Raw genomic sequence first — 21,412 nt, forward strand, 5'->3', positions numbered from 1 at the left:
GACCCACCTCTGTCGGACTGCCTAATTCGAGGTCAGCGTTATAGCAGCGCGATCCTCAGGCTCAAGCCGCGGACGCAGCCCCAGCAGCGGCGCGATGCGGCCGATCAACTCGGCGGCCACGGGCACCGCCGTCCAGCCTGCCGTGCGGCGCTTTTCGCCGTAGGCCAGGATCGACGGTTCGTCCAGCGCAACGATCAGTACATATTTCGGATCGTAGGCCGGAAAAACCGAAGCGAAGGTGGCGATCACCTTGTCATCATAGTAGCCGCCGCGCGGCTTGGGCTTGTCGGCGGTGCCAGTTTTGCCGGCCACGGCATAGCCCGGAACGTCACCAAAGCTGGCGGTTCCATCCGTCACCACCTTGCGCAGCATCATCAACGATTGTTTGGCCGCGCTTTCCGACATCACGCGCGGCCCGTATTGCGGGCCGTTGCGGCGCAGGATCGTGGGACTGACATAATGCCCGCCATTGGCGATGGCCGCATAGCCCGCCGCCAGATGCATCGGGCTGGTCGACAGGCCGTGGCCGTAGGAAATGGTGACGGTGCTCAATTCACCCCACTTCTTGGGCTTGAGCGGCACCCCACCCTTGGCCTCGACGATCTCGAACGGCGTGGGGTCGAACATGCCCAGCGCGTTCAGGAACTGCTGCTGGCGCTCGGCGCCGATCTGCAGCGCCAACCGCCCGGTGCCGCGGTTCGAGCTGTGCACGATCACATCGGCCACGCTGATCTTGCCATAATTCTTGCCGTTGAATTCGCCGATCGGGAAACGTCCGATCTTCATCGGCCCCGAGGTGTCGATGATCGTGTCGGCATTGACCAGCCCCAGATCGACCGCTTGCGCGGCGGTGAAGATCTTGAAGACCGAGCCCAGTTCGTACACCCCCTGCACATAGCGGTTGAACAGCGGGCTGTCCGAGGGGTCAAAGCCCGAGGTCGGCGGGCGCGGACGGTCGTTCGGGTCGAACGATGGCAACGAGGCGGCAGCAATCACTTCGCCGGTATGGGCGTTCATCAGCACCGCCGAGGCGCCTTTGGCGTTCATAATCTTCATGCCGCCGTCCAGCACCTGCTCGACCGCCGCCTGAACGGTCAGGTCCAGCGACAGCTGCAGCGGCTTGGTTCCGTTGGCGGGATCGCGCAGATAATCGTCGAACTGTTTTTCCACCCCGGCCACACCGATCACCTCGGCGGCCGAGACGCCTTCGCGCCCAAAGCCGGAGCCACCTAGGATATGCGCGGCCAGCCGGCCGTTGGGATAGAGCCGCATTTCGCGCGGGCCAAACAGGATGCCCGGATCGCCGATGTCGTGCACTGCCTGCTTCTGCTCGGGCGAGATACGCTTTTTGATCCACAGGAATTTGCGCTTGCCGGTGAAGTCCTTGACCAACCGCTCTTTGTCCAGATCCGGGAAGATCGCCACCAGCTTTTCCGCGGCCGCGATCGGGTCGATCATCAGCGGAGGCTGGGCATAAACGGAATAGGTATCAAGGTTCGTCGCAAGGATTCGGCCTTCGCGGTCCACGATATTCGCCCGCTGCATGGCAATCGACGCGCCCGGGGCGCTCGCCAGCGGTTCTTGCGCCTCCGAAGTAGCCAAAGCGCCCATCCGGAACCCGACAACGGCAAATGCCGCAAAGAAAAACGCGCTGAGCACTAGCAACCGCCCTTCGGCGCGGGCGCGGGCGCGGTCCTTCATCTCTTCGTGGCGGCGGCGGATGTTCTCGCGCTCAATCACCTTGGGGTTTTCCCCGCGGGCACGGGCCTCAAGGATGCGGGCAAGCGGGCGGAGCGGTGTGCGTGTCATGGGATCTGCACCTCGCCCAGGGCCTGGGTGTCCGTGATCGCCTGCAGTTCGATCGGGTCGGCGATGGGCAGGTCGGGATCCTCGGCATAGGCGATCTGGTCAGCGCGTCCGAATTGCTCGGCGCGCAGCGGCAGAAGGCCCAGACGCTCGAAATTAAGGTCGGCCAGTTCACGCAGTCGGTCGGGGCGGTTCAGATAGGCCCATTCGGCCTGCAATACAGCCAGCCGAGCCTGGGCCGCGCCGATCTGGTGCTGCAGAGACTGGGTTTCCTTCAGTACCTGTTGGGTGCGGTAGTTTTCCTGATAGGCCCACAAAGCGAGCCCGAAAACACCCAAGGCGGTCAATACAAACAGAATACTCTTCATCTTGCCTTTCCCCCGATCATGGGCATGCCAATGGCGCGGGCATCAATTTCCCCCGCCGGAGCATCGGTACGAACAGCAACCCGCAACTTGGCCGAGCGCGCGCGCGGGTTGTCCTGCAACTCCTGCGGGTCGGGGCCGATGGCCTTGCGAGTCTTCAATGTGAATTGCGGCTGATCCTGCTGGATCTCGGGCGCATAGCGGTTGGCACGGCCGGTCTTGCCCGCGCGCGACTGGAAAAAGCGTTTGACCATTCGGTCCTCGACCGAGTGGAAGGTGACCACGGCCAATTGCCCGCCCGGCTTCAACGCGCGCTCGGCGGCCATCAGGCCCTGGAACAGCTCCTCGTATTCGGCATTCACCGCAATGCGGAGCGCCTGGAACGACCGAGTTGCCGGATGGGATTGTCCGGGCTTGGCGCGCGGCAGGCAGGATTCGACGATCTCGGCCAGACGCAGGGTGGTGGTGATGGGCGACTCGGTGCGGGCCTTGACGATGGCGCGCGCGATGCGGCGGCTGGCCCGTTCTTCGCCATAGTGGAACAGGATGTCGGCCAACTGCTCCTCGGTCGCGCTGTTGACCAGATCAGCTGCGCTTTCGCCCTCCTGGCTCATGCGCATGTCCAGTGGGCCGTCCTTCATGAAGGAAAAGCCGCGCTCGGCCTGATCCAGCTGCATGGACGAGACACCAAGGTCCAGCACCACGCCATCGAGGTTGCTGGCGTATTCATCCATGCGAGAAAAGACACCCGGCTGCATCACCAGCCGATCGCCATATACGGCTGCCCACTCCGCCGCCATTTCAAAGGCCAACGGATCGCGATCGACACCGATAACCGTGTCGGCGCCAGCCTCAAGCAAACCCCGGGTATAGCCGCCTGCACCAAAGGTGCCATCCAGCCACGTGCCAGATACCGGATGAACCGCGTCCAGCAACGGGCGCAGCAGAACGGGAATGTGGGGTTTATCAGATGAAGTGTGATCCGCGCCGGCCATGCCGTCACGCACCTTCGATGCCATCAAGGAACTGCATCGGATCGAAATCCTCGGGCAGTTCGTCCAACCAGTCTTCGGTGGCGGCCAGTTCCTCGGCCTCGTATGTCTCGGGCTTCCAGATCTGGAACGTGTCGCCCGCGGCGATGAAGAACGCCTCGCCTTCCAGCCCGATCTTGTTGCGCAGCTTGGCCGGCAACACCAGGCGTCCGGTTTCATCGACGTTGGTCGGGAAAGACTGCCCGTGGAACAGGCGCTGCAACATCTTGCGCTGCATCGAGCCGCGCGGCAGCGCGTCGATCTTGGCGTCGACCTCGTCGATCGCCTCCATAGTATAGCATTCAAGGTATTTGCGGCGGTGGTCACCGTATACGATTACCAGTTCAGGATTGTCGCCAGGCTGCCAGTTGGGGTCCGAGGCCTCGAGCACACGGCGAAACGAGGCCGGGATCGACACCCTGCCCTTCGCGTCCACCTTGTGGTGGCTTTCACCTCTAAACCTGCGCGCCAAGACGACTGTCCCTTTCGCTTGCGCCCCACCTACGTCTTCCCCCGGATGAAAAACGGCGGGTTGATCTGCTGCCACTGATCAACCCGCCGCATTGACCCGCTTCGCGGGATGTCCAGCTGCGCGCGCCACCTGGGGGGATGTCTGCTCGCCCGCGCGCCGGATCTCTTGAGTGATGAAAGCGAGATGCCTGTATGAAACCTGTTTATTTTTGGTTCGGGGTCGTTTGGCGCCCCATGTGCCTCGTCCTCATCGGATGAATAAGGGATGCCATGGGAATTCATGGAAATCAATGAGATTTTTTTCCAATAAGGTTAGATTCGGAAAGCTACAGCAGTAGAAATCCATACGCAAACATGAAATCCGTCCACAGTTAGACGCACTAAACCAATCCAACACAACATATAGACAAATATCGCGCTGGAAAATTTTTCCCACGATTTCCCACATTTTCTGCGGAACGACCCTGAGTCCGTCCAGTACCCCCACTAATTCGGCCATATGGCGCCGAATCACCCTGCGTTCCTGGCCGAGCCCCGGAGAGACCGCCCCGGATTTCCCACCAATTCCCGCCAGTCCCACAAAGTCCCATGACCCCACCCAAATCGGGAGTTGACCCAGACGCACAAAAATCGCGCAATCCTGAACCGCACAAATTCCACGTTTACGCGCGCAAATTTTCATCAAAATGATGGGCGGCAGCCAGACCCGAGCAATGCCCCGCAGTTCGCGCTAACGAAAATATCCATATTTTAAAGGCATATTTTCGGGTGTCTGGATTCCGGCAGTCAATCTATGCACTTGCTGCATAGCAGCATTGATCCTGTCCGGTATTGTGCAATCGCAGCATTTGCCTATCTTCAGTCTCAAGCAAGCGCCGGAACATCGCGGCGGAAACGACAGATGATTGGGTAACGAACATGGCAGTCGCAAGCACCAACAGCGCACACAAGAGCGCATCGACATTTGGTTTCGCCTCTCTGATCGAAACCATGAAAACCCGTATCGCACGCTATCGCGTGTACCGCCAGACGGTGAACGAACTGTCGGAACTGTCGGACCGTGAGCTGGCCGATCTGGGCCTTCACCGTTCGATGATCCGTCGCCTGGCCATGCAGGCCGCCGAAGAACAATTCGCGCGCTGAGCGCCACGAAACACCGAGATCAGGTCCACTCCTCCTCCCATAGGACCTGTATTTCAGCGGCAGCATCTCTCCTCCTCCCTGATGCTGCCGCACCCTATACCGGCCTCAACCTGCCGGATGCTGATACATCGGGGCTCTCCTCCTCCCTGCTCTGATGTTGAAAGCGCGCGGTGGCATCTTCCTCCTCCCTGATGCCACCGCGCCCTTCGAATACCGGGCCAGACCCGGAAACGCATACATCGGGTTCTCCTCCTCCCTTCCCGATGTGAAAAGAGCGCGGTGGCACCCTTCCTCCTCCCTGGTGTCACCGCGCGCTTCAGATACCGGGGAAAACCCGGGTTCGGATACATCGGGGCTCTCCTCCTCCCTGCTCTGATGTTGACAAGAACGGCGGTTCCCTCCTCCTCCCTGGGAACCGCCGTTTTATTTCTTTCGGGCATGAAAAAGGCACCACGGGCAGGACCGGGCGCCAATCAACAAATCGAGCATGTGCCGGCGGGCACATTCCGCTGGATCAGAACGGAACGTCGTCTTTTGCGGATAGATACTGCGCGACGACCTTCTTTGTTCCGGCCTTGTCGAACTCGACCTCGACCTTGTCCCCTTCGATCCCGACCACGCCGCCATAGCCGAACTTCTGGTGGAACACCCGCTCGCCCAGCGTGAAGCTGGCCACGGCGGTCGCGTCGATCACGGTGTTGCGGGATTCGCGCGGCTGCGACATGCCATATTGCCCCTGCCGCGCCTGCATCCGTTTCCAGCCGGGCGAGTTGTAGACATTGGCCTGCGCCGCGCGGGTCTCGATACCTGCCGACATCTGCCCGCCACCATAGAGGCCCGGAGGCGTCAGCACCTCGACATGGTCCTCGGGCAATTCGTCGATGAAACGCGAAGGCATCGCGTTCTGCCACTGCCCGAACACCCGCCGGTTGGCGGCGAAGGAAATGGTGCAGACCTCTTCGGCGCGGGTGATTCCCACATAGGCGAGCCGCCGTTCTTCCTCGAGCCCTTTCAATCCGGATTCGTCCATCGAGCGTTGCGAGGGGAACAGCCCATCCTCCCAGCCCGGCAGGAACACGGCCGGGAACTCCAGCCCTTTGGCCGCGTGCAGGGTCATGATCGTTACTTTTTGAGAGGAGTCCGCTGCGTCGTTGGCGTCCCGAAGCTCTAGGTATTCTAGATACTCGACCAGTGTTTCATACTTTTCCAATCGCTCCATAAGCGATTTCAAGTTCTCCAGCCGACCGATTGCGTCCGGTGTCTTGGCATTTTGCCACATTTCCGTGTAGCCAGACTCATCAAGAACCATCTCCGCAAGTTCCCGAAGCGGAACCTCTTGGCGGCTGGCAACGCTGGCCCAACGGTCCAAGTCAGAAATCAGCTTTGGTAGCTCTGCCGCGCCTTTTCCTTTCAGCAACTTTGTCTCGACAGCAAGCCGCGCTCCTTCGAATAGACTCAGTCCGTTGGAGCGAGCGCATTGTTGAATTGTTTGTCTAGCTTTGTCCCCGAGGCCTCGTTTCGGGGTATTCAAGATACGCTCCAAAGCTAGATCATTGTCCCGACTGGCCAAAACTTTCAAGTAAGCGTGCGCATCTCGCCGCTCCAATTTGTCGTCATCTCTTGGACCGATTATTTGATAGGGCAGACCAATCGACATAAAGCGATCGGCAAAAGCTTCAATTTGATTGGTTGTCCGAACAAGAATCCCAATTTCACCAAGGCCAAAAGGACGCATCCCACGCGTCCCTCCCGTCATTGCCTCGATCTCCTCGCCGATCCAGCGGGCCTCTTCCTCGCCATCCCAATGGCCGATCAGGCGGACCTTTTCGCCTTCGAGCTTGTCGGTCCACAACTCCTTGCCCAGACGGCTTTCGTTGCCGCGAATGACGTTCGAGGCGGCGGCGAGGATATGCGGGGTCGAGCGGTAGTTCTGTTCCAGTCGCACCACATGGGCGCCGGGAAAGTCTTTTTCGAACCGCAGGATGTTGCCCACCTCAGCCCCGCGCCAGCCATAGATCGACTGGTCGTCGTCGCCCACGCAGCAGATATTCTTGTGCCCGCCCGCCAGCAGCCGCAGCCACAGGTATTGGGCGATGTTGGTGTCCTGGTATTCGTCCACAAGGATGTAGCGGAACCAGCGCTGGTATTGTTCCAGCACGTCCGCGTGGGTCTGGAAGATGGTGACCATGTGCAACAGCAGGTCGCCGAAATCCACCGCGTTCAGCTCGCGCAGGCGGGTCTGGTATTGAGCGTAAAGCTCGACGCCCTTGTTGTTGTAGGCCCCGGCATCGGCGGTGGGCACCTTGTCGGGCGTCAGGGCGCGGTTCTTCCAGTCGTCGATGATGCCGGCCAGCATCCGCGCAGGCCAGCGCTTGTCGTCGATATTGGCGGCCTGCACCAACTGCTTGAGCAATCGCAACTGGTCGTCGGTATCCAGAATGGTGAAGTTCGACTTCAGCCCCGCCAGTTCCGCATGGCGGCGCAGCAGCTTGACGCAGATCGAGTGGAAGGTGCCCAGCCACGGCATCCCCTCGGCGGGCTGGCCCAGCAGGCGGCCGACCCGTTCCTTCATCTCGCGCGCGGCCTTGTTGGTGAAGGTCACGGCGAGGATCTCGTTCGGGCGGGCCCGCCCGGTGTTCAGCAGATGCGCAATGCGGGTGGTCAGGGCCTTGGTCTTGCCGGTGCCCGCCCCGGCCAGCATCAGGATCGGGCCATCCAACAGCTCGACCGCTTCCCGCTGCGCCGGGTTCAATTCATTCAAGTAGTCCGCCTCGGGCCGAAGCGCGGCCATGGCGCGGGCCGACAGCGAGGCGCCTTCGAAGGCGTCATTTTCATCGAAACTGCTCATGCGCCCAAACTAAGCCGGAAGCGCGCCGAGGGAAAGGGTTTGTTCACGGCTTGTTCGCACGGTTTTGCGAATTTCTTTCGTAGCGCTGGTTGAGCCGTCAGGCGCAGGCTGCATCCGACTGAAACCCTTGCCGAATCGCGCGGCAGGTCGGATCAATCGACATGGACCTGCACAGCACCTATCCGGGCATCGAGGATCTGAAGCGCCGCGCACGCCGTCGGTTGCCGCGCTTTGTCTGGGACTATGTCGACAGCGGCACCGGGGCCGAGACCGCGCTGAAACGCAACCGGGCGGCGCTGGACCGCATCGGGTTTCTGCCCGCCATCCTGAAAGGCCCGCTGGAATTCGACACCAGCACCCGCTTTCTGGGGCGCGACCATCCGCTGCCCTTCGGCATGGCTCCGATCGGGATGTGCGGGCTGGTCTGGCCTGGGGCCGAGGCGCTGATGGCGCGCGCCGCCGCGCAGGCGGGCATTCCCTATGTTCTGTCCACTGTCGCCAGCCAAAGCCCCGAGGACATGGCCCCGCATATCGGACCCGACGCCTGGTTCCAGTTGTACCCGCCCAAAAACCCCGAGATTCGCGCCGACCTGCTGAGCCGCGCCCGGTCCGCTGGGTTCGGCACGCTGGTGCTGACGGTCGATGTGCCCGTGGCCTCGCGCCGGGAACGGCAGACCCGCTCGGGCCTGACCCATCCGCCGCGCCTGACGCCGCGCCTGCTGGCGCAGATCGCCGCCCGCCCGGCCTGGGCCTGGGGCATGGCGCGTCAGGGCAAGCCCCGGATGCGCACGCTGGACAAATATATCGACGGCACCGCCAACCTGCCACCCACGGCGCATATCGGGTACCTGCTCAGGACCTCTCCGGGCATGGATTACGTCAAGTGGCTGCGCGACCACTGGCAGGGTCCGTTCATCATCAAGGGCGTGCTGCGCCCCGAGGATGCCGAGCGGCTAAAACAGGCCGGGATCGACGCGCTGTGGGTGTCGAATCACGGCGGCCGCCAGTTCGATGGCGCGCCGGCCAGCATCGACATGCTGCCCGCCATCCGCGCCGCCACCGACCTGCCACTGATCTTCGACAGCGGGATTTCGGGCGGGCTGGACATTCTGCGGGCGCGCGCCTTGGGCGCCGATCTGGTCATGCTGGGGCGGGCTTTCCTCTATGGCGTTGCAGCATTGGGCGTGCGCGGCCCGGCCCATGTCATCGATATGTTGCGGCAAGATATGCTTGCAAATATGGGACAATTGGGTGCCGCAACGCTAAAAGATTTGCCTGATGTTAACGCAAACATTGATGCCGCGATGCAGCATGTGCCATAAAACGCCGCAATAGGCGGCGTTTGCGAGCGATAACATGCCGGTTCTACCCAGAACTACAGATATATCTGCGCGTAATCTCGGTCTATTAACACGGCCAAATGCAAAAGACCGGGACTTGCCATGACTGACTTCAAGAAAATCCTGATCGCCAACAGGGGTGAGATTGCCATTCGCGTGATGCGCGCCGCGAACGAGATGGGCAAACGCACCGTTGCCGTCTATGCCGAGGAGGACAAGCTGGGCCTGCACCGGTTCAAGGCAGACGAGGCGTATCGCATCGGCGAGGGTCTGGGCCCGGTCGCGGCCTATCTGTCCATCGACGAGATCATCCGCGTCGCCAAGGAAAGCGGCGCTGACGCCATCCACCCGGGCTATGGCCTGCTGTCGGAAAACCCCGATTTCGTGGATGCCTGCGTGCAGAACGGCATCACCTTCATCGGCCCCAAGGCCGAGACCATGCGCGCCCTGGGCGACAAGGCCAGCGCCCGCAAGGTGGCAATTGCCGCCGGTGTGCCGGTGATCCCGGCGACCGAGGTGCTGGGCGATGACATGGACGCGATCCGCAAGGAAGCGGCCGAGATCGGCTATCCGCTGATGCTCAAGGCGTCCTGGGGCGGCGGCGGCCGCGGGATGCGCCCGATCTATTCCGAAGACGAACTCGAAGAAAAGGTTCTGGAAGGCCGTCGCGAGGCCGAGGCCGCATTTGGCAACGGTGAGGGTTATCTGGAAAAGATGATCACCCGCGCCCGCCATGTCGAGGTGCAGATCCTGGGCGACAAGCATGGGCAGATCTATCACCTGTATGAACGCGACTGCTCGGTCCAGCGCCGCAATCAGAAGGTCGTGGAACGCGCCCCTGCCCCCTATCTGACCGAAGAGCAACGCGCCGAGATCTGCGACCTAGGCCGCCGCATCTGCGCGCACGTGAACTATGAATGCGCCGGTACGGTCGAATTCCTGATGGATATGGAGACCGGCAAGTTCTACTTCATCGAGGTGAACCCGCGCGTCCAGGTCGAACACACCGTGACCGAAGAGGTCACCGGCATCGACATCGTGCAGGCGCAGATCCTGATCGCCGAGGGCAAGACCCTGGCCGAGGCCACCGGCAAGCACAGCCAGGACGAGATCCGCCTCAACGGCCACGCGCTGCAGACGCGCGTCACCACCGAAGACCCGCTTAACAACTTCATCCCCGACTATGGGCGCATCACGGCCTATCGCTCGGCCACGGGCATGGGCATCCGGCTGGATGGTGGCACGGCCTATGCGGGCGGGGTGATCACCCGGTATTACGACTCGCTTCTGACCAAAGTCACTGCCTGGGCGCCGACTCCGGAAAAGGCGATCGCCCGCATGGACCGCGCCCTGCGCGAGTTCCGCGTGCGCGGCGTTTCAACCAACATCGCCTTTGTCGAGAACCTGCTGAAGCATCCGACCTTCCTGTCGAATGAATACACCACCAAGTTCATCGACGAGACGCCCGAGCTGTTCCAGTTCAAGAAGCGCCGCGACCGGGGCACCAAGGTTCTGACCTACATCGCCGACATCACGGTGAACGGGCACCCCGAGACCAAGGATCGCCCGCGCCCGCGCGCCGACCTGAAAGAACCCAAGCCCCCCGCGCCCAAGGCCGAACCGCTGATGGGCACGCGCAACCTGCTGGAACAGAAGGGCCCGCAGGCCGTGGCCGACTGGATGAAGGCCCAGCGCCAGCTGCTGATTACCGACACCACCATGCGAGACGGGCACCAGTCGCTGCTGGCCACCCGCATGCGCTCGATCGACATGATCCGCGTGGCACCCAGCTATGCCGCGAACCTGCCGCAGCTGTTCAGCGTCGAATGCTGGGGCGGGGCGACTTTCGACGTGGCCTATCGTTTCCTGCAGGAATGCCCCTGGCAGCGCCTGCGCGACCTGCGCGAGGCCATGCCCAACCTGATGACCCAGATGCTGCTGCGCGGCGCCAACGGGGTGGGCTATACCAACTATCCCGACAACGTGGTGCAGGAATTCGTGCGCCAGGCCTCGCAGAATATCGACGTGTTCCGGGTGTTCGACTCGCTCAACTGGGTCAAGAACATGCGCGTGGCGATGGACGCGGTGATCGAGAACGGCAAGATCTGTGAAGGTACCGTCTGCTATACCGGCGATATCCTTGATCCGAACCGCGCCAAATATGACCTTAAATACTATGTCGGCATGGCCAAGGAGCTGCGCGACGCCGGCGCCCATGTTCTGGGCCTCAAGGACATGGCCGGCCTGCTGAAACCCGCCGCCGCGCGGGTACTGATCCGCGCGCTGAAGGAAGAAGTCGGCCTGCCGATCCACTTCCACACCCACGACACCGCCGGCATCGCCAGCGCCACCATCCTGGCGGCCAGCGAAGCGGGCGTGGACGTGGTGGACTGCGCGATGGACAGCTTCTCGGGCAATACCAGCCAGGCGACACTGGGCACGGTGGTCGAGGCCCTGCGCCACACCGACCGCGACACCGGGTTGGACATCAAGGCGATCCGCGAGATCAGCGATTATTTCGAGGCCGTGCGCGCCCAGTACGCCGCCTTCGAATCCGGACTGCAGGCGCCGGCGTCCGAGGTCTATCTGCACGAGATGCCGGGCGGCCAATTCACCAACCTCAAGGCGCAAGCGCGCTCGATGGGGCTGGAGGAACGCTGGCACGAAGTCGCGCAGATGTATGCGGATGTGAACCAGATGTTCGGTGACATCGTCAAGGTGACGCCGTCCTCGAAAGTGGTGGGTGACATGGCGCTGATGATGGTCAGCCAGGGCCTGACGCGCGAGCAGGTCGAGGATCCCTCGACCGACGTGGCCTTCCCCGATTCGGTCATCGACATGATGCGCGGCAATCTGGGACAGCCTCCGGGCGGTTTCCCCGAGACGATCGTGACCAAGGTGCTGAAAGGCGAAAAGCCGAACACCGAACGGCCGGGCAAAGACGTGCCTCCGGTTGATCTGGAGGCCACCCGCGCGGAGCTGTCGAAACTGCTGGAGGGCAAGGAGGTCGATGACGAAGACCTCAACGGATACCTGATGTATCCCAAGGTGTTCCTGGACTACATGGGCCGCCACCGGATCTATGGCCCGGTACGCACCCTGCCCACCCGCACCTTCTTCTACGGCATGGAGCCGGGAGAGGAGATCTCGGCCGAGATCGACCCCGGCAAAACTCTGGAAATCCGGTGCCAGGCGATCAGCGAGACCGACGAGAAGGGCGAAGTGAAGGTGTTCTTCGAACTGAACGGTCAGCCCCGCGTGATCCGGGTGCCCAACCGGATGGTCCAGGCCTCGACCATACAGCGCCCCAAGGCCGAGGTCGGAAACGCCAACCATGTCGGCGCGCCGATGCCGGGCGTGGTTTCGACTGTCGCCGTCACCGCCGGGCAAGAGGTCAAAGAAGGCGACCTTCTGCTAACCATCGAGGCGATGAAGATGGAAACCGGCATCCATGCCGAACGCGACGCCACCGTGAAGGCGGTGCATGTCCAGCCCGGCGGCCAGATCGACGCCAAGGATCTTTTGGTCGAGTTGGAATAAAACCGTTAAAACACAGAAAGGCGCGCCATCAGGCGCGCCTTTTTTCATCCGAGCGGGCTAGTTCAACCGTCGCTGGACTCCGCGACAGGCTGTTGCGGCAACTGTTCCGGCGTGCTGTCAATCGAAACCTCTTCCTCGATTGGCGCTGGCAAGCCCAACAAATCGTGCAGTTCATGAAGAGCCGGATCGGACAGGTCGCGGCCGCCGGTCAAAGTATCCAGTGCCTCCTGCGGATCGTCCGCTACTGCCAAGGCTTCTTCGGCTTCGGTTACAGCCTGCTCCGCTTCGGCCACGGCATCCTCGTATTTGTCCTGTGCGGTGATGCCCTCGGCTGCTTCTTCTTCAGTTGGCGCAAATTGGTCCTCGATCTCCGCTTCGGTCAGACCTTCCAGTTCGGACAATTCCTGTTCGCGCATTTCAAGCTCCTCTGTCGCGCCAGAGAAACCAAGTATACTCTGCTGATAGCTGTAAAGCTTGCCCGGCATGCTGTTCGGGGCCGCATTCATCAGGGCAGTCTGGCTGGCGTGCGCGGCATTCAAGCCCTTGAGCTCGGACGCGATTTTGCCGTGCTTGATTGGTTTGACATACGGCTCCTCGACAACTGCCGCCGCTACCCGCGCTTTACGGATCGGCTTCTCGACTTTCTTTTTTCCAGTGAAGAATTCGTCGAGTTTGGCTGCAAAACCGTTCTGCCCTTTGGTCCGAGATGTAGTTTTGGTGTTCTTTCGTTGTGCCTTTGGTTTAGCGAGACCGAGACCGGCGAGAAAACCCTTGCCCTGGCCGGACCCACCCTTCGTGCTGCGCGCAGATCCTCCGAGGCTGGCACTGGATTTTTCGGCGCTTTTGCCATTTCCGTTGCCGCCACCGTTACTATTTCCGTTTCCACCACCGTTACCATTTCCGCCACCATTGCCATTCCCGTTCTTGGCTATGGCGATATCTGGCGTAGCCAACACCGCAACGAAGCTAACTGCCCCGGTCAGCAACAAAGATGTCGCCACAACCCGTGACATGGAAATAAACCAATGCATGCCAATCCCCTTTTAGGTATCCAAATACTTGCGCCAACCGGCACAAGTTTGAGCAGAAATTTCGCATTATGCATATACTAGTTGTCGAATACGGCAAAATTTGGCCTTCGAACGAAACCGCTGTCACCCACTTAGTTCGAGAGAATTGACCTCGGGCGGCAGTTTGAAAATATCATTAACTTCATAGGCTTGCTCGTTTCTCAACTGACCTGCAAAGAGGCTCAGAAGCATGGCTGCGACCAACGCAGTCAGTTTTATGTTCTCAACCTTGTTCATCCCTCCGTCTCCACCATTGTCAATACCCGTGGCTGTAGGTTTCAACGGCTCAGCACACCTGTTCCGTCGCAAAATTTTTTCCGGCCAAGTGCGTTTTTCCTCTTGCAGCTTACCGCCAGAATTTATAGTTCACGCCTCACTCGACGGCGCGGGCGTAGCTCAGGGGTAGAGCATAACCTTGCCAAGGTTAGGGTCGTGAGTTCGAATCTCATCGCCCGCTCCAACGAGGACCGAAAGGTCGCACAAGATATCTGATTGCGGGCGTAGCTCAGGGGTAGAGCATAACCTTGCCAAGGTTAGGGTCGTGAGTTCGAATCTCATCGCCCGCTCCAGATATCCACCTTCCCACAACAAGCACTGGCGGATCGGTCGGTCCTGCGCCATTCTGTTCTGACATGCAGCAATCAGATGGATGCCCCGATGTCAGACTACCAAATCCGTACGCTGACCGCCGAAGAACTGCGCCACGCAGTGGATTGGGCCGGACGCGAGGGTTGGAATCCGGGTCATGAGGACGCAATCTGTTTTCGCTCGACCGACCCCGACGGATTTCTGGGCGGGTTTCTGGATGGCGAGATGATCGCCTCGGTTTCAGCCGTGAACTACGACGACGCGTTTTCGTTTCTGGGTTTCTATATCGTGCGGCCCGAGTTTCGCGGATCCGGTCATGGTCTGGAAATCGCCCAGCACGCCCTGGCGCATTGTACGGGGCGAAACATGGGTTTGGACGGGGTGGTCGAACAACAGGACAACTACCGCAAGTCGGGCTTTGTCTTCGCCTACAACAATTATCGGTTCTCCGGCACAGTGTCAGGCACCCTCTCCAGCCTACCCAAGACCAGTATCGAGGTTGCGCCCCTCGGTGGCCTGTCCGAAGACCTTCGCATCTATGACCGTGCCCTGTTCCCCGCGCATCGGGATGCCTTTCTGACGGAGTGGCTGAGCGCACCGGGCCACGTCTCGCGTGTTTGTATCCAGAAAGGTCGCATCGCCGGATATGCAACTTTGCGCCCCTGCCTGAATGGCTACAAGGTAGGGCCACTGTTCGCCGACGATCCGGACATCGCGCTGGCGCTTTTGGCTGCGGTTCTGGCCGAAGTTCCCGCTGATCACCGCAGCTCTGAGGTCTATGTCGACATGCCACAGCCCAACGCGGCGGCCTTTGCACTGGCTGACGCTTTGGGTTTGGAAAAAGTCTTTGAAACCGCGCGCATGTATTCCGACCACGAGCCGGATATCGACCTGAACCGAGTGTTCGGCGTGACGACGTTCGAACTTGGCTGAGCCTTAGAACGCCTTGAAGGTCATTGTCGTCAACGACCGCTCGATGTTCGGAATGACCAGAAGGTGTTCGTTAATGAAATGGCCCACATCCTCGGTTTCGGGGATGTAAAGCTTGAGCAGCAGATCATATTCACCGCTGGTGGAGTAGAGTTCCGAGTGGATTTCGCGCAGAGCGATCTCTTCGGCCACCTTGTAGGTGGTGCCGGGCTTGCAGCGGATCTGGATGAAAACGCAGGTGGACATTTCGTGGCCTTGTTGCTTCCGTTTGGCGCAGGCTGGCACGCCCCACGCCCGGGCGCAATCCCCTGCAACAGTTTGCTGCGATTGCAACGATCGGGCTGGATAAGGCCGCCCGTCCCCGTCTATAAGCGCCCCTGTAGCAAGAGGATTTCGCCAATGCGCACAGCTTCGATCAGCCGCAAGACCGCCGAGACCGCGATTACGGTCGAGGTCAACCTCGACGGCACCGGCACCTATGACAACCAGACCGGTGTGGGGTTCTTCGATCACATGCTGGACCAGTTGGCGCGGCATTCGCTGATCGACATGACGATCCGGGCCAAAGGCGACTATCACATCGACGATCACCACACGGTCGAAGACACCGGCATCGCGCTGGGTCAGGCGCTGACGCAGGCGCTGGGGGACAAAAAAGGCATCCGTCGGTATGGCGAGTGCCATCTGCCGATGGACGATGCGCAGGTGCGCTGCGCGCTGGACTTGTCGGGCCGACCGTTTCTGGTGTGGAACGTGGATCTGCCGACGCCCAAGATCGGCAGTTTCGACACCGAGTTGGTGCGCGAGTTCTTCCAAGCGCTGGCCACCCATGGCGGCATCACTCTGCATATCGACCAGTTGCACGGTTTCAACAGCCACCACATCGCCGAGGCCGCCTTCAAGGCCGTCGCCCGCGCCCTGCGCCAGGCGGTCGAGACCGACCCGCGCAAAGCGGATGCGATACCGTCCACCAAGGGCGCGCTCTAGATGCTGACCGCGATCATCGACTACGAAAGCGGCAACCTGCACTCGGCGGAAAAGGCGTTTCAACGCATGGCGCGCGAGCTGGACGCGGGCGAGGTCGTCGTGACCTCGGATGCCGACGTCGTCGCGCGCGCCGACCGACTGGTGCTGCCCGGCGACGGCGCCTTTCCCGCCTGCGCGGCCGAGCTGCGCGGGCACAAGGGCATCCACGATGCGATGGTCGAAGCGGTCGAGCAGAAGGGCCGCCCGTTCCTGGGCATCTGCGTCGGCATGCAGCTGATGGCAACCACGGGCCGCGAATATACCGACACGCCGGGCCTGAATTGGGTGACCGGAGACGTGGTGCGGATCGAGCCCGAAGACCGGGCGCTAAAGGTTCCGCATATGGGGTGGAACGATCTGGTGATCGAGAGCGAGCACCCGGTGTTCAACGGCGTTACCTCAGGCGATCACGTTTATTTTGTCCACTCCTACCATTTCCGCGTCGCCGATCCGGCGCAACGTCTGGCCCATGTGGACTATGGCGGGCCGGTCACGGCCGTGATCGGCCGCGACACGATGATCGGAATGCAGTTTCACCCTGAAAAAAGCCAGGATGTGGGCCTGCGGATGATCGGAAACTTCCTGACCTGGGCCCCCTGACCGGTTACTGCACGCGGGTCCAGGCCTGGCCGCGGCAGATCAGGCCGCCCGCGACGCAACCCTTGACCGTCAGCTTGTTCTGACCGTCAAGCGACATCTTGGAATTGTAGGTCTTGTCCCGGTCCGGCGCCCAGATCTTGCCGCCGCTATAGCTGCCGCCGCCATCCGCGACCATGTCCCAGATGATCTTCTTGCCAAGATTCTCGTAATCCAGCTGCTGGTTTCCGTCCTTGTCGAAGGCGCTGTCGATGGTGCCGCAAACGGCGCTGCCGCAAGGCCCGATCGAGACGTGCAGATATCCGCCGGTATCGCCCGGCTGGGTTTTCCAAAGCCCGTCGACCGGGTCATCCGCCCGTGCGCCGGTGGCCAAGGTGACAAGTGCCGCCGCAGCGGCCAGAGCAAGTTTGTTCATGGTATCCTCCCTGATTTGCAGCCAGTCTGACCGCCGGCACTGGTTCGGGCAAGATTGACTTTGCGTCGCGTTGCATCCCCTGCCCCGCCTGTGCCATATCCCGCGCCAGTACCAGTCACGAAAAGGCCGCCCGACATGATCCTCTACCCTGCTATCGACCTGAAAGACGGCCAGGCCGTGCGCCTTCTGCGCGGCGAGATGGACAAGGTCACGGTCTTCAACGAAGACCCCGCCGCCCAGGCTCGCGCCTTTGTCGAAGCCGGCTGCGAATGGCTGCATCTGGTGGACCTGAACGGCGCTTTCGCGGGGGAACCCGTGAACGCCGCCCCGGTCGAGGCGATCCTGAAGTCCTGCGACGTGCCGGCCCAGCTGGGCGGCGGCATCCGCGACATGGCCACTATCGAGACCTGGCTGGACAAAGGGCTGGCCCGGGTGATTCTGGGCACGGTTGCGGTGGAAAACCCCGATCTGGTCCGTCAGGCAGCCAAGGCCTTTCCCGGCCAGGTCGCCGTCGGCATCGACGCGCGCAACGGACGTGTCGCCACCAAGGGCTGGGCCGAGGAAACCGACGTGATGGTGACCGACCTGGCGCGCAGGTTCGAAGACGCGGGCGTGGCGGCGATCATCTACACCGACATCAACCGCGACGGCGCGATGCAAGGCCCCAATGTCGAGGCCACGGCCGATCTGGCCCGGGCAGTCTCGATCCCGGTGATCGCCAGCGGCGGAGTCAGCTCGCTGGACGACCTGATCGCCCTGCGCGACTGCGGGGCAAACCTGAACGGCGCGATTTCAGGCCGCGCGCTCTATGACGGCGCGCTGGATCTGCGCGAAGCCTTGGCGGCTTTGAAGGGTTAGGATATTGCAAGCGGTCCGCAAACAGGTTCTGCCTGAGCAGTCTGAATTGTGGTCGCTGTTCACTCCGGGTGATTTTGTTGACGGGTACTCGGTCCAAAGCGACCTTGCGCCGTTTGACGCAATGAAAATCGGTCTGAACATGCCGGGGTGGGTGAAGATCCTGATGGGGATCCGGAACGCAATCGTTGCCCCATTCGGTTTGAAGGACGGCAAGCACCTGAACACCGACAATGGCTCGCCCGACGCAGGCACCGGCGCGATTTTTCCCGTAACCTACAGGGATGAGACAGAGGTCATCGTGGGAATCGATGACCGCCATCTGGATTTCCGCATCGCCGTGCATCGCGACAAAGACCGCATAGTCATGGCAACCTGGGTGCGGCCTCACAATCGTTTGGGGCGTATCTATCTGACGGTGATCATGCCCTTTCACATTCTGATCGTGCGCAATTGCATGAAACGGATCGCGCGCGCTTCTCAGGTATGACGCCGATCAGTTGGCTGCGGCACTCGTCAGCTTGTTCAACGCACCGCGCATCTTGTCGATTACGGGGGATTTTTCCACCGCATCAAGCTCGTCCATGGTTTCCTTGGGATCCTCGTACACCAACCAGACCTGGCCGTCGGCATCCTCATAGGCTTGCACCTTGAGCGGAAGGAATAATCCCGCGCGGGGATCGATCTGCATGGCGGGCGTTCCCAGGGCCGGGTTTCCGAAGATCAACACCTGATTGGGCGGTATCGTCATGTCGACCTTATGCGCACCGGCCGCGTGGTCAACGCGGGCAAATACGGTCGCGCCTGCATTTTCGACGGCAGCCTGCAGCGCGTCGATGGCCTCGGTCACGGACTTGTCGGTCGGGACCTTGATGATGTCGTCAGCCATCGCCCAAGTCGCACCGGACAGAATGAAAGCGGTTGCAAGAAACAAGTTGCGCATGGTTTTCACCTCCTGCTGAAATCCGCTTCAGTTTCACGAGGTTCCGGGCGCAGGACAATCACAACTCTGGCATCGGCGGGGCTTTGCCGGTACAGGTGCGGCAACAAAGGACAAACCATGCTGAAAACCCGCATCATTCCCTGTCTGGATGTCGCCGATGGCCGCGTGGTCAAGGGCGTGAATTTCGTGGGCCTGCGCGACGCGGGCGATCCGGTGGAATCGGCCAAGGCCTATGACGCCGCCGGCGCTGACGAGATCTGCTTTCTCGACATCCACGCCACCCATGAAAACCGCGGCACCATGTTCGACGTGGTTCAGCGCACGGCCGAGCAGTGCTTCGTACCGCTGACGGTGGGTGGCGGTGTCCGCACCAAGGATGACGTGCGTGCGCTGCTGCTGGCCGGGGCCGACAAGGTCAGCTTCAACTCGGCCGCCGTGGCCAACCCCGACGTGATCGCCGAAGCTGCCGACCAGTTCGGCAGCCAGTGCATTGTCTGCGCCATCGACGCCAAAACCGTCAGCCCCGGCAAATGGGAGATCTTCACCCACGGCGGACGCAAACCCACCGGCATCGACGCTGTTGAATTTGCCAAGACCGTCGTCGCCAGGGGCGCGGGTGAGATTCTTCTGACCTCGATGGACCGCGACGGCACCAAGGCGGGGTTCAACATTCCACTCACCCGCGCGATCTCGGACGCGGTCGACGTGCCGGTTATCGCCTCGGGCGGCGTGGGCAATCTGGACCACTTGGTCGAAGGCGTGACCGAAGGCGGAGCCAGCGCGGTGCTTGCGGCCTCGATCTTTCACTTCGGCGAATACACGATCCGCGATGCCAAGGAACACATGGCCGCTACGGGCATCCCCATGAGGCTGACATGAGCATACTGCACGATCTGGCCGCCACGATCGCATCCCGCAAGGGCGCGGACCCCGACTCCAGCTGGACCGCCAACCTGCTGTCCAAGGGCCCCGAGAAATGCGCCGAGAAGTTCGGCGAGGAAGCCGTGGAGGCGATCATCGAAGCCGTGAAGGGTGACCGCGACCGGCTGACATCCGAGGCCGCCGACGTGCTGTATCACCTGCTGGTCATGCTGGCCGCGCGCGACGTAGCGCTGGATGACGTTCTGGCCGAGCTTACCAGGCGGCAGGGCACCAGCGGCATCGCCGAAAAGGCCGCGCGCGACCGGGGCTGACACCCGGCTTTCACCAATAGCGTCCGCACCATATACTGGTTGACCGAAGCGCCTGTCGGGCGCAGGGGCGACAAGGGAGGCAGGCATGTTCAAACCCATGATCTGGGCACTGACGACGCTGGTTATTCTGGGGCTCGGCGCATGCTCATCCGCGCCGCCCGCCCGCAGCGACGACGTCGCACGGCTTGCAGCCCAGATCCAAGCGCTGGGGCCCGAGGTCGACCCGGAAGAAGCCCGGCGCGCGGCCCGCGTCACCTATGCCTATACCGCGAAACTGGCGCAGGAATACCAGATCACCGATCCCCCTCTCATCCACAACGCCAAGGTCAACAAAGGGCTGCGCCCGCGAGGGCTGTGCTGGCACTGGGCCGAGGACATCGAACGGCGCTTGAAGCAGGAGAACTTTCGCACGCTGACCCTGCACCGCGCGATCGCCAACGCTGACAACCCGTTCCGAATCGATCACAGCACGGCAATAATTAGCCGACGCGGTGATTCGATGTACGACGGTGTCGTTTTGGACCCGTGGCGCTATGGAGGGGTCCTGTTTTGGAGTCCTTTGCGCGAGGACACGCGCTATGAATGGGTCCCGCGCGACATCGTGCTGGAGAAACGGCGGCAAGAGCAAATTGCGGAAATGAACTCCGTCGCGGTGAACTGAACCGTCAGAGTTTTGATGAGATGATGCCGGTGGCGAACCCGCCCATGCGCAGCTCGCCGAGCAGGCGCTGATATTCAATCTTGGGGCAGCGATTCATGACGACATCGACACCGCGCGCCTGCGCCACCGCGGCGGCCTCGGCGTTTTCGACTCCGATCTGCATCCAGATCGTGCGCAGGTCGGGAAATGCAGCCAACGCCTCGTCCACGATCGGAGGAACGGCTTCGGACCTGCGAAAAATATCCACCATGTCAACGGGTTCACTGATTTCGGACAACGAAGCCCGAACGGTTTCACCAAAAAGATCGGCTCCGGCATGGCCGGGATTGACCGGAATCACCCTGTACCCCTTGAGCGACAAGTAGCGCGCAACATAGTAGCTGGGCCGTACTGGGTTCATCGACACGCCAACGACCGCAACCACCTTGGTGCGTTTCAGGACGGATCTGAGGAAGTCATCGGAATAGTCGGTCATGGCTGCAGCCTAGCCGTGACTTGGAAAAGAAAAAAGCGCCCAAGTATACCTTGGGCGCCAGTTGTTGGAACGAGGGACAGTGAAATGACCCGCGGCAGTTCCGTTCCGCGGTCAC

Annotated in this window: 22 protein-coding genes and 2 tRNA genes; 13 read left to right on the forward strand and 11 right to left on the reverse strand. The window is 61.4% G+C overall.

What is annotated here, in order from left to right; genetic code table 11:
* Nucleotides 1-21: 21 nt before the first annotated feature.
* Genes ACR0NY_RS08340 through mraZ form a run of 4 tightly spaced genes read right to left on the reverse strand, consistent with a single transcriptional unit; the run spans nt 22 to nt 3,674 of the window.
* Nucleotides 22-1,809, reverse strand: a complete 1,788-nt coding sequence (locus tag ACR0NY_RS08340) for a peptidoglycan D,D-transpeptidase FtsI family protein (RefSeq protein WP_170368138.1) — start codon at nt 1,807-1,809, stop codon at nt 22-24.
* Complete coding sequence (gene ftsL, locus ACR0NY_RS08345; RefSeq protein ID WP_093964833.1) at nt 1,806-2,174, reverse strand: cell division protein FtsL; 369 nt, start codon at nt 2,172-2,174, stop codon at nt 1,806-1,808. The genes ACR0NY_RS08340 and ftsL overlap by 4 nt, the downstream gene beginning before the upstream one ends.
* Nucleotides 2,171-3,166 carry a 16S rRNA (cytosine(1402)-N(4))-methyltransferase RsmH gene (gene rsmH, locus ACR0NY_RS08350; RefSeq protein ID WP_170340544.1) on the reverse strand — a complete coding sequence of 332 codons (996 nt, stop codon included), beginning with the start codon at nt 3,164-3,166 and terminating at the stop codon, nt 2,171-2,173. The genes ftsL and rsmH overlap by 4 nt, the downstream gene beginning before the upstream one ends.
* A 4-nt stretch (nt 3,167-3,170) precedes the next feature.
* Nucleotides 3,171-3,674, reverse strand: a complete 504-nt coding sequence (gene mraZ / locus ACR0NY_RS08355; protein ID WP_093965061.1) for a division/cell wall cluster transcriptional repressor MraZ — start codon at nt 3,672-3,674, stop codon at nt 3,171-3,173.
* 917 nt (nt 3,675-4,591) lie between these two features.
* Here mraZ and ACR0NY_RS08360 point away from each other — a divergent pair.
* Complete coding sequence (locus ACR0NY_RS08360; protein ID WP_093964832.1) at nt 4,592-4,816, forward strand: DUF1127 domain-containing protein; 225 nt, start codon at nt 4,592-4,594, stop codon at nt 4,814-4,816.
* Nucleotides 4,817-5,330: 514 nt separating this feature from the next.
* Here ACR0NY_RS08360 and ACR0NY_RS08365 read toward each other — a convergent pair.
* Nucleotides 5,331-7,664 carry an ATP-dependent helicase gene (locus ACR0NY_RS08365; RefSeq protein WP_170368137.1) on the reverse strand — a complete coding sequence of 778 codons (2,334 nt, stop codon included), beginning with the start codon at nt 7,662-7,664 and terminating at the stop codon, nt 5,331-5,333.
* Nucleotides 7,665-7,825: 161 nt separating this feature from the next.
* Here ACR0NY_RS08365 and ACR0NY_RS08370 point away from each other — a divergent pair, with 161 nt between their 5' ends.
* Together ACR0NY_RS08370 and ACR0NY_RS08375 are read left to right on the forward strand one after the other, a co-directional pair.
* A complete protein-coding gene (locus tag ACR0NY_RS08370) occupies nt 7,826-8,986 on the forward strand; it encodes an alpha-hydroxy acid oxidase (RefSeq protein WP_170368136.1) in 1,161 nt (386 codons plus the stop codon).
* A 120-nt stretch (nt 8,987-9,106) separates the two neighbouring features.
* A complete protein-coding gene (locus tag ACR0NY_RS08375) occupies nt 9,107-12,544 on the forward strand; it encodes a pyruvate carboxylase (RefSeq protein ID WP_170368135.1) in 3,438 nt (1,145 codons plus the stop codon).
* A 62-nt stretch (nt 12,545-12,606) separates the two neighbouring features.
* Here ACR0NY_RS08375 and ACR0NY_RS08380 read toward each other — a convergent pair whose 3' ends face one another.
* Nucleotides 12,607-13,575 (reverse strand): hypothetical protein, encoded by a 969-nt coding sequence (locus tag ACR0NY_RS08380; RefSeq protein WP_170367667.1) that lies wholly within the window; start codon nt 13,573-13,575, stop codon nt 12,607-12,609.
* Between the two features lie 123 nt (nt 13,576-13,698).
* On the reverse strand, nt 13,699-13,851 hold the full coding sequence (locus tag ACR0NY_RS08385) for a hypothetical protein (RefSeq protein ID WP_170368134.1): 153 nt from the start codon (nt 13,849-13,851) through the stop codon (nt 13,699-13,701).
* 148 nt (nt 13,852-13,999) lie between these two features.
* On the opposite strand from ACR0NY_RS08385, the gene ACR0NY_RS08390 reads away from it, so the two are divergent.
* The 3 genes from ACR0NY_RS08390 to ACR0NY_RS08400 all read left to right on the forward strand — a co-directional run bounded on the left by ACR0NY_RS08390 (nt 14,000) and on the right by ACR0NY_RS08400 (nt 15,135).
* Nucleotides 14,000-14,074, forward strand: a tRNA-Gly gene (locus ACR0NY_RS08390).
* A gap of 34 nt (nt 14,075-14,108) precedes the next feature.
* A tRNA-Gly gene (locus ACR0NY_RS08395) sits at nt 14,109-14,183 on the forward strand.
* An 88-nt stretch (nt 14,184-14,271) separates the two neighbouring features.
* A complete protein-coding gene (locus ACR0NY_RS08400) occupies nt 14,272-15,135 on the forward strand; it encodes a GNAT family N-acetyltransferase (RefSeq protein ID WP_170368133.1) in 864 nt (287 codons plus the stop codon).
* A 3-nt stretch (nt 15,136-15,138) separates the two neighbouring features.
* Here ACR0NY_RS08400 and ACR0NY_RS08405 read toward each other — a convergent pair whose 3' ends face one another.
* Nucleotides 15,139-15,378 (reverse strand): Lrp/AsnC family transcriptional regulator, encoded by a 240-nt coding sequence (locus ACR0NY_RS08405; protein ID WP_050602861.1) that lies wholly within the window; start codon nt 15,376-15,378, stop codon nt 15,139-15,141.
* A gap of 153 nt (nt 15,379-15,531) precedes the next feature.
* On the opposite strand from ACR0NY_RS08405, the gene hisB reads away from it, so the two are divergent.
* Both hisB and hisH read left to right on the forward strand, forming a co-directional pair.
* The gene (hisB, locus tag ACR0NY_RS08410; RefSeq protein WP_170340267.1) at nt 15,532-16,119 is read left to right on the forward strand and encodes an imidazoleglycerol-phosphate dehydratase HisB; all 588 of its coding nucleotides are present in this window, start codon (nt 15,532-15,534) and stop codon (nt 16,117-16,119) included.
* Nucleotides 16,120-16,758 (forward strand): imidazole glycerol phosphate synthase subunit HisH, encoded by a 639-nt coding sequence (hisH, locus tag ACR0NY_RS08415; protein WP_170340265.1) that lies wholly within the window; start codon nt 16,120-16,122, stop codon nt 16,756-16,758. It begins immediately after the preceding gene.
* A 4-nt stretch (nt 16,759-16,762) separates the two neighbouring features.
* Here the strand turns inward: hisH and ACR0NY_RS08420 are convergent, their stop codons facing one another.
* On the reverse strand, nt 16,763-17,170 hold the full coding sequence (locus tag ACR0NY_RS08420) for a DUF2147 domain-containing protein (RefSeq protein WP_005977442.1): 408 nt from the start codon (nt 17,168-17,170) through the stop codon (nt 16,763-16,765).
* A 135-nt stretch (nt 17,171-17,305) separates the two neighbouring features.
* On the opposite strand from ACR0NY_RS08420, the gene hisA reads away from it, so the two are divergent.
* On the forward strand, nt 17,306-18,028 hold the full coding sequence (gene hisA, locus ACR0NY_RS08425) for a 1-(5-phosphoribosyl)-5-[(5-phosphoribosylamino)methylideneamino]imidazole-4-carboxamide isomerase (RefSeq protein WP_170368132.1): 723 nt from the start codon (nt 17,306-17,308) through the stop codon (nt 18,026-18,028).
* Nucleotides 18,029-18,032: 4 nt separating this feature from the next.
* Nucleotides 18,033-18,515: a DUF2867 domain-containing protein gene (locus ACR0NY_RS08430; protein ID WP_170368131.1), complete on the forward strand. Its 483-nt coding sequence runs from the start codon at nt 18,033-18,035 to the stop codon at nt 18,513-18,515.
* Nucleotides 18,516-18,521: 6 nt separating this feature from the next.
* Here the strand turns inward: ACR0NY_RS08430 and ACR0NY_RS08435 are convergent, their stop codons facing one another.
* Nucleotides 18,522-18,968, reverse strand: coding sequence for a DUF302 domain-containing protein (locus tag ACR0NY_RS08435; protein ID WP_254432849.1), 447 nt, complete (start codon nt 18,966-18,968; stop codon nt 18,522-18,524).
* Between the two features lie 117 nt (nt 18,969-19,085).
* On the opposite strand from ACR0NY_RS08435, the gene hisF reads away from it, so the two are divergent.
* The 3 genes from hisF to ACR0NY_RS08450 all read left to right on the forward strand — a co-directional run bounded on the left by hisF (nt 19,086) and on the right by ACR0NY_RS08450 (nt 20,822).
* Nucleotides 19,086-19,847: an imidazole glycerol phosphate synthase subunit HisF gene (hisF, locus tag ACR0NY_RS08440; protein WP_170368130.1), complete on the forward strand. Its 762-nt coding sequence runs from the start codon at nt 19,086-19,088 to the stop codon at nt 19,845-19,847.
* Nucleotides 19,844-20,161, forward strand: a complete 318-nt coding sequence (locus ACR0NY_RS08445) for a phosphoribosyl-ATP diphosphatase (protein ID WP_170368129.1) — start codon at nt 19,844-19,846, stop codon at nt 20,159-20,161. The genes hisF and ACR0NY_RS08445 overlap by 4 nt, the downstream gene beginning before the upstream one ends.
* An 85-nt stretch (nt 20,162-20,246) precedes the next feature.
* Complete coding sequence (locus ACR0NY_RS08450) at nt 20,247-20,822, forward strand: hypothetical protein (protein ID WP_170368128.1); 576 nt, start codon at nt 20,247-20,249, stop codon at nt 20,820-20,822.
* A gap of 4 nt (nt 20,823-20,826) precedes the next feature.
* Here the strand turns inward: ACR0NY_RS08450 and ACR0NY_RS08455 are convergent, their stop codons facing one another.
* Entirely contained in the window at nt 20,827-21,297 is a 471-nt protein-coding gene (locus ACR0NY_RS08455) for a CoA-binding protein (protein ID WP_170368127.1), read from the reverse strand.
* Nucleotides 21,298-21,412 lie beyond the last annotated feature (115 nt).

Source organism: Ruegeria sp. BJ5, assembly GCF_056537865.1.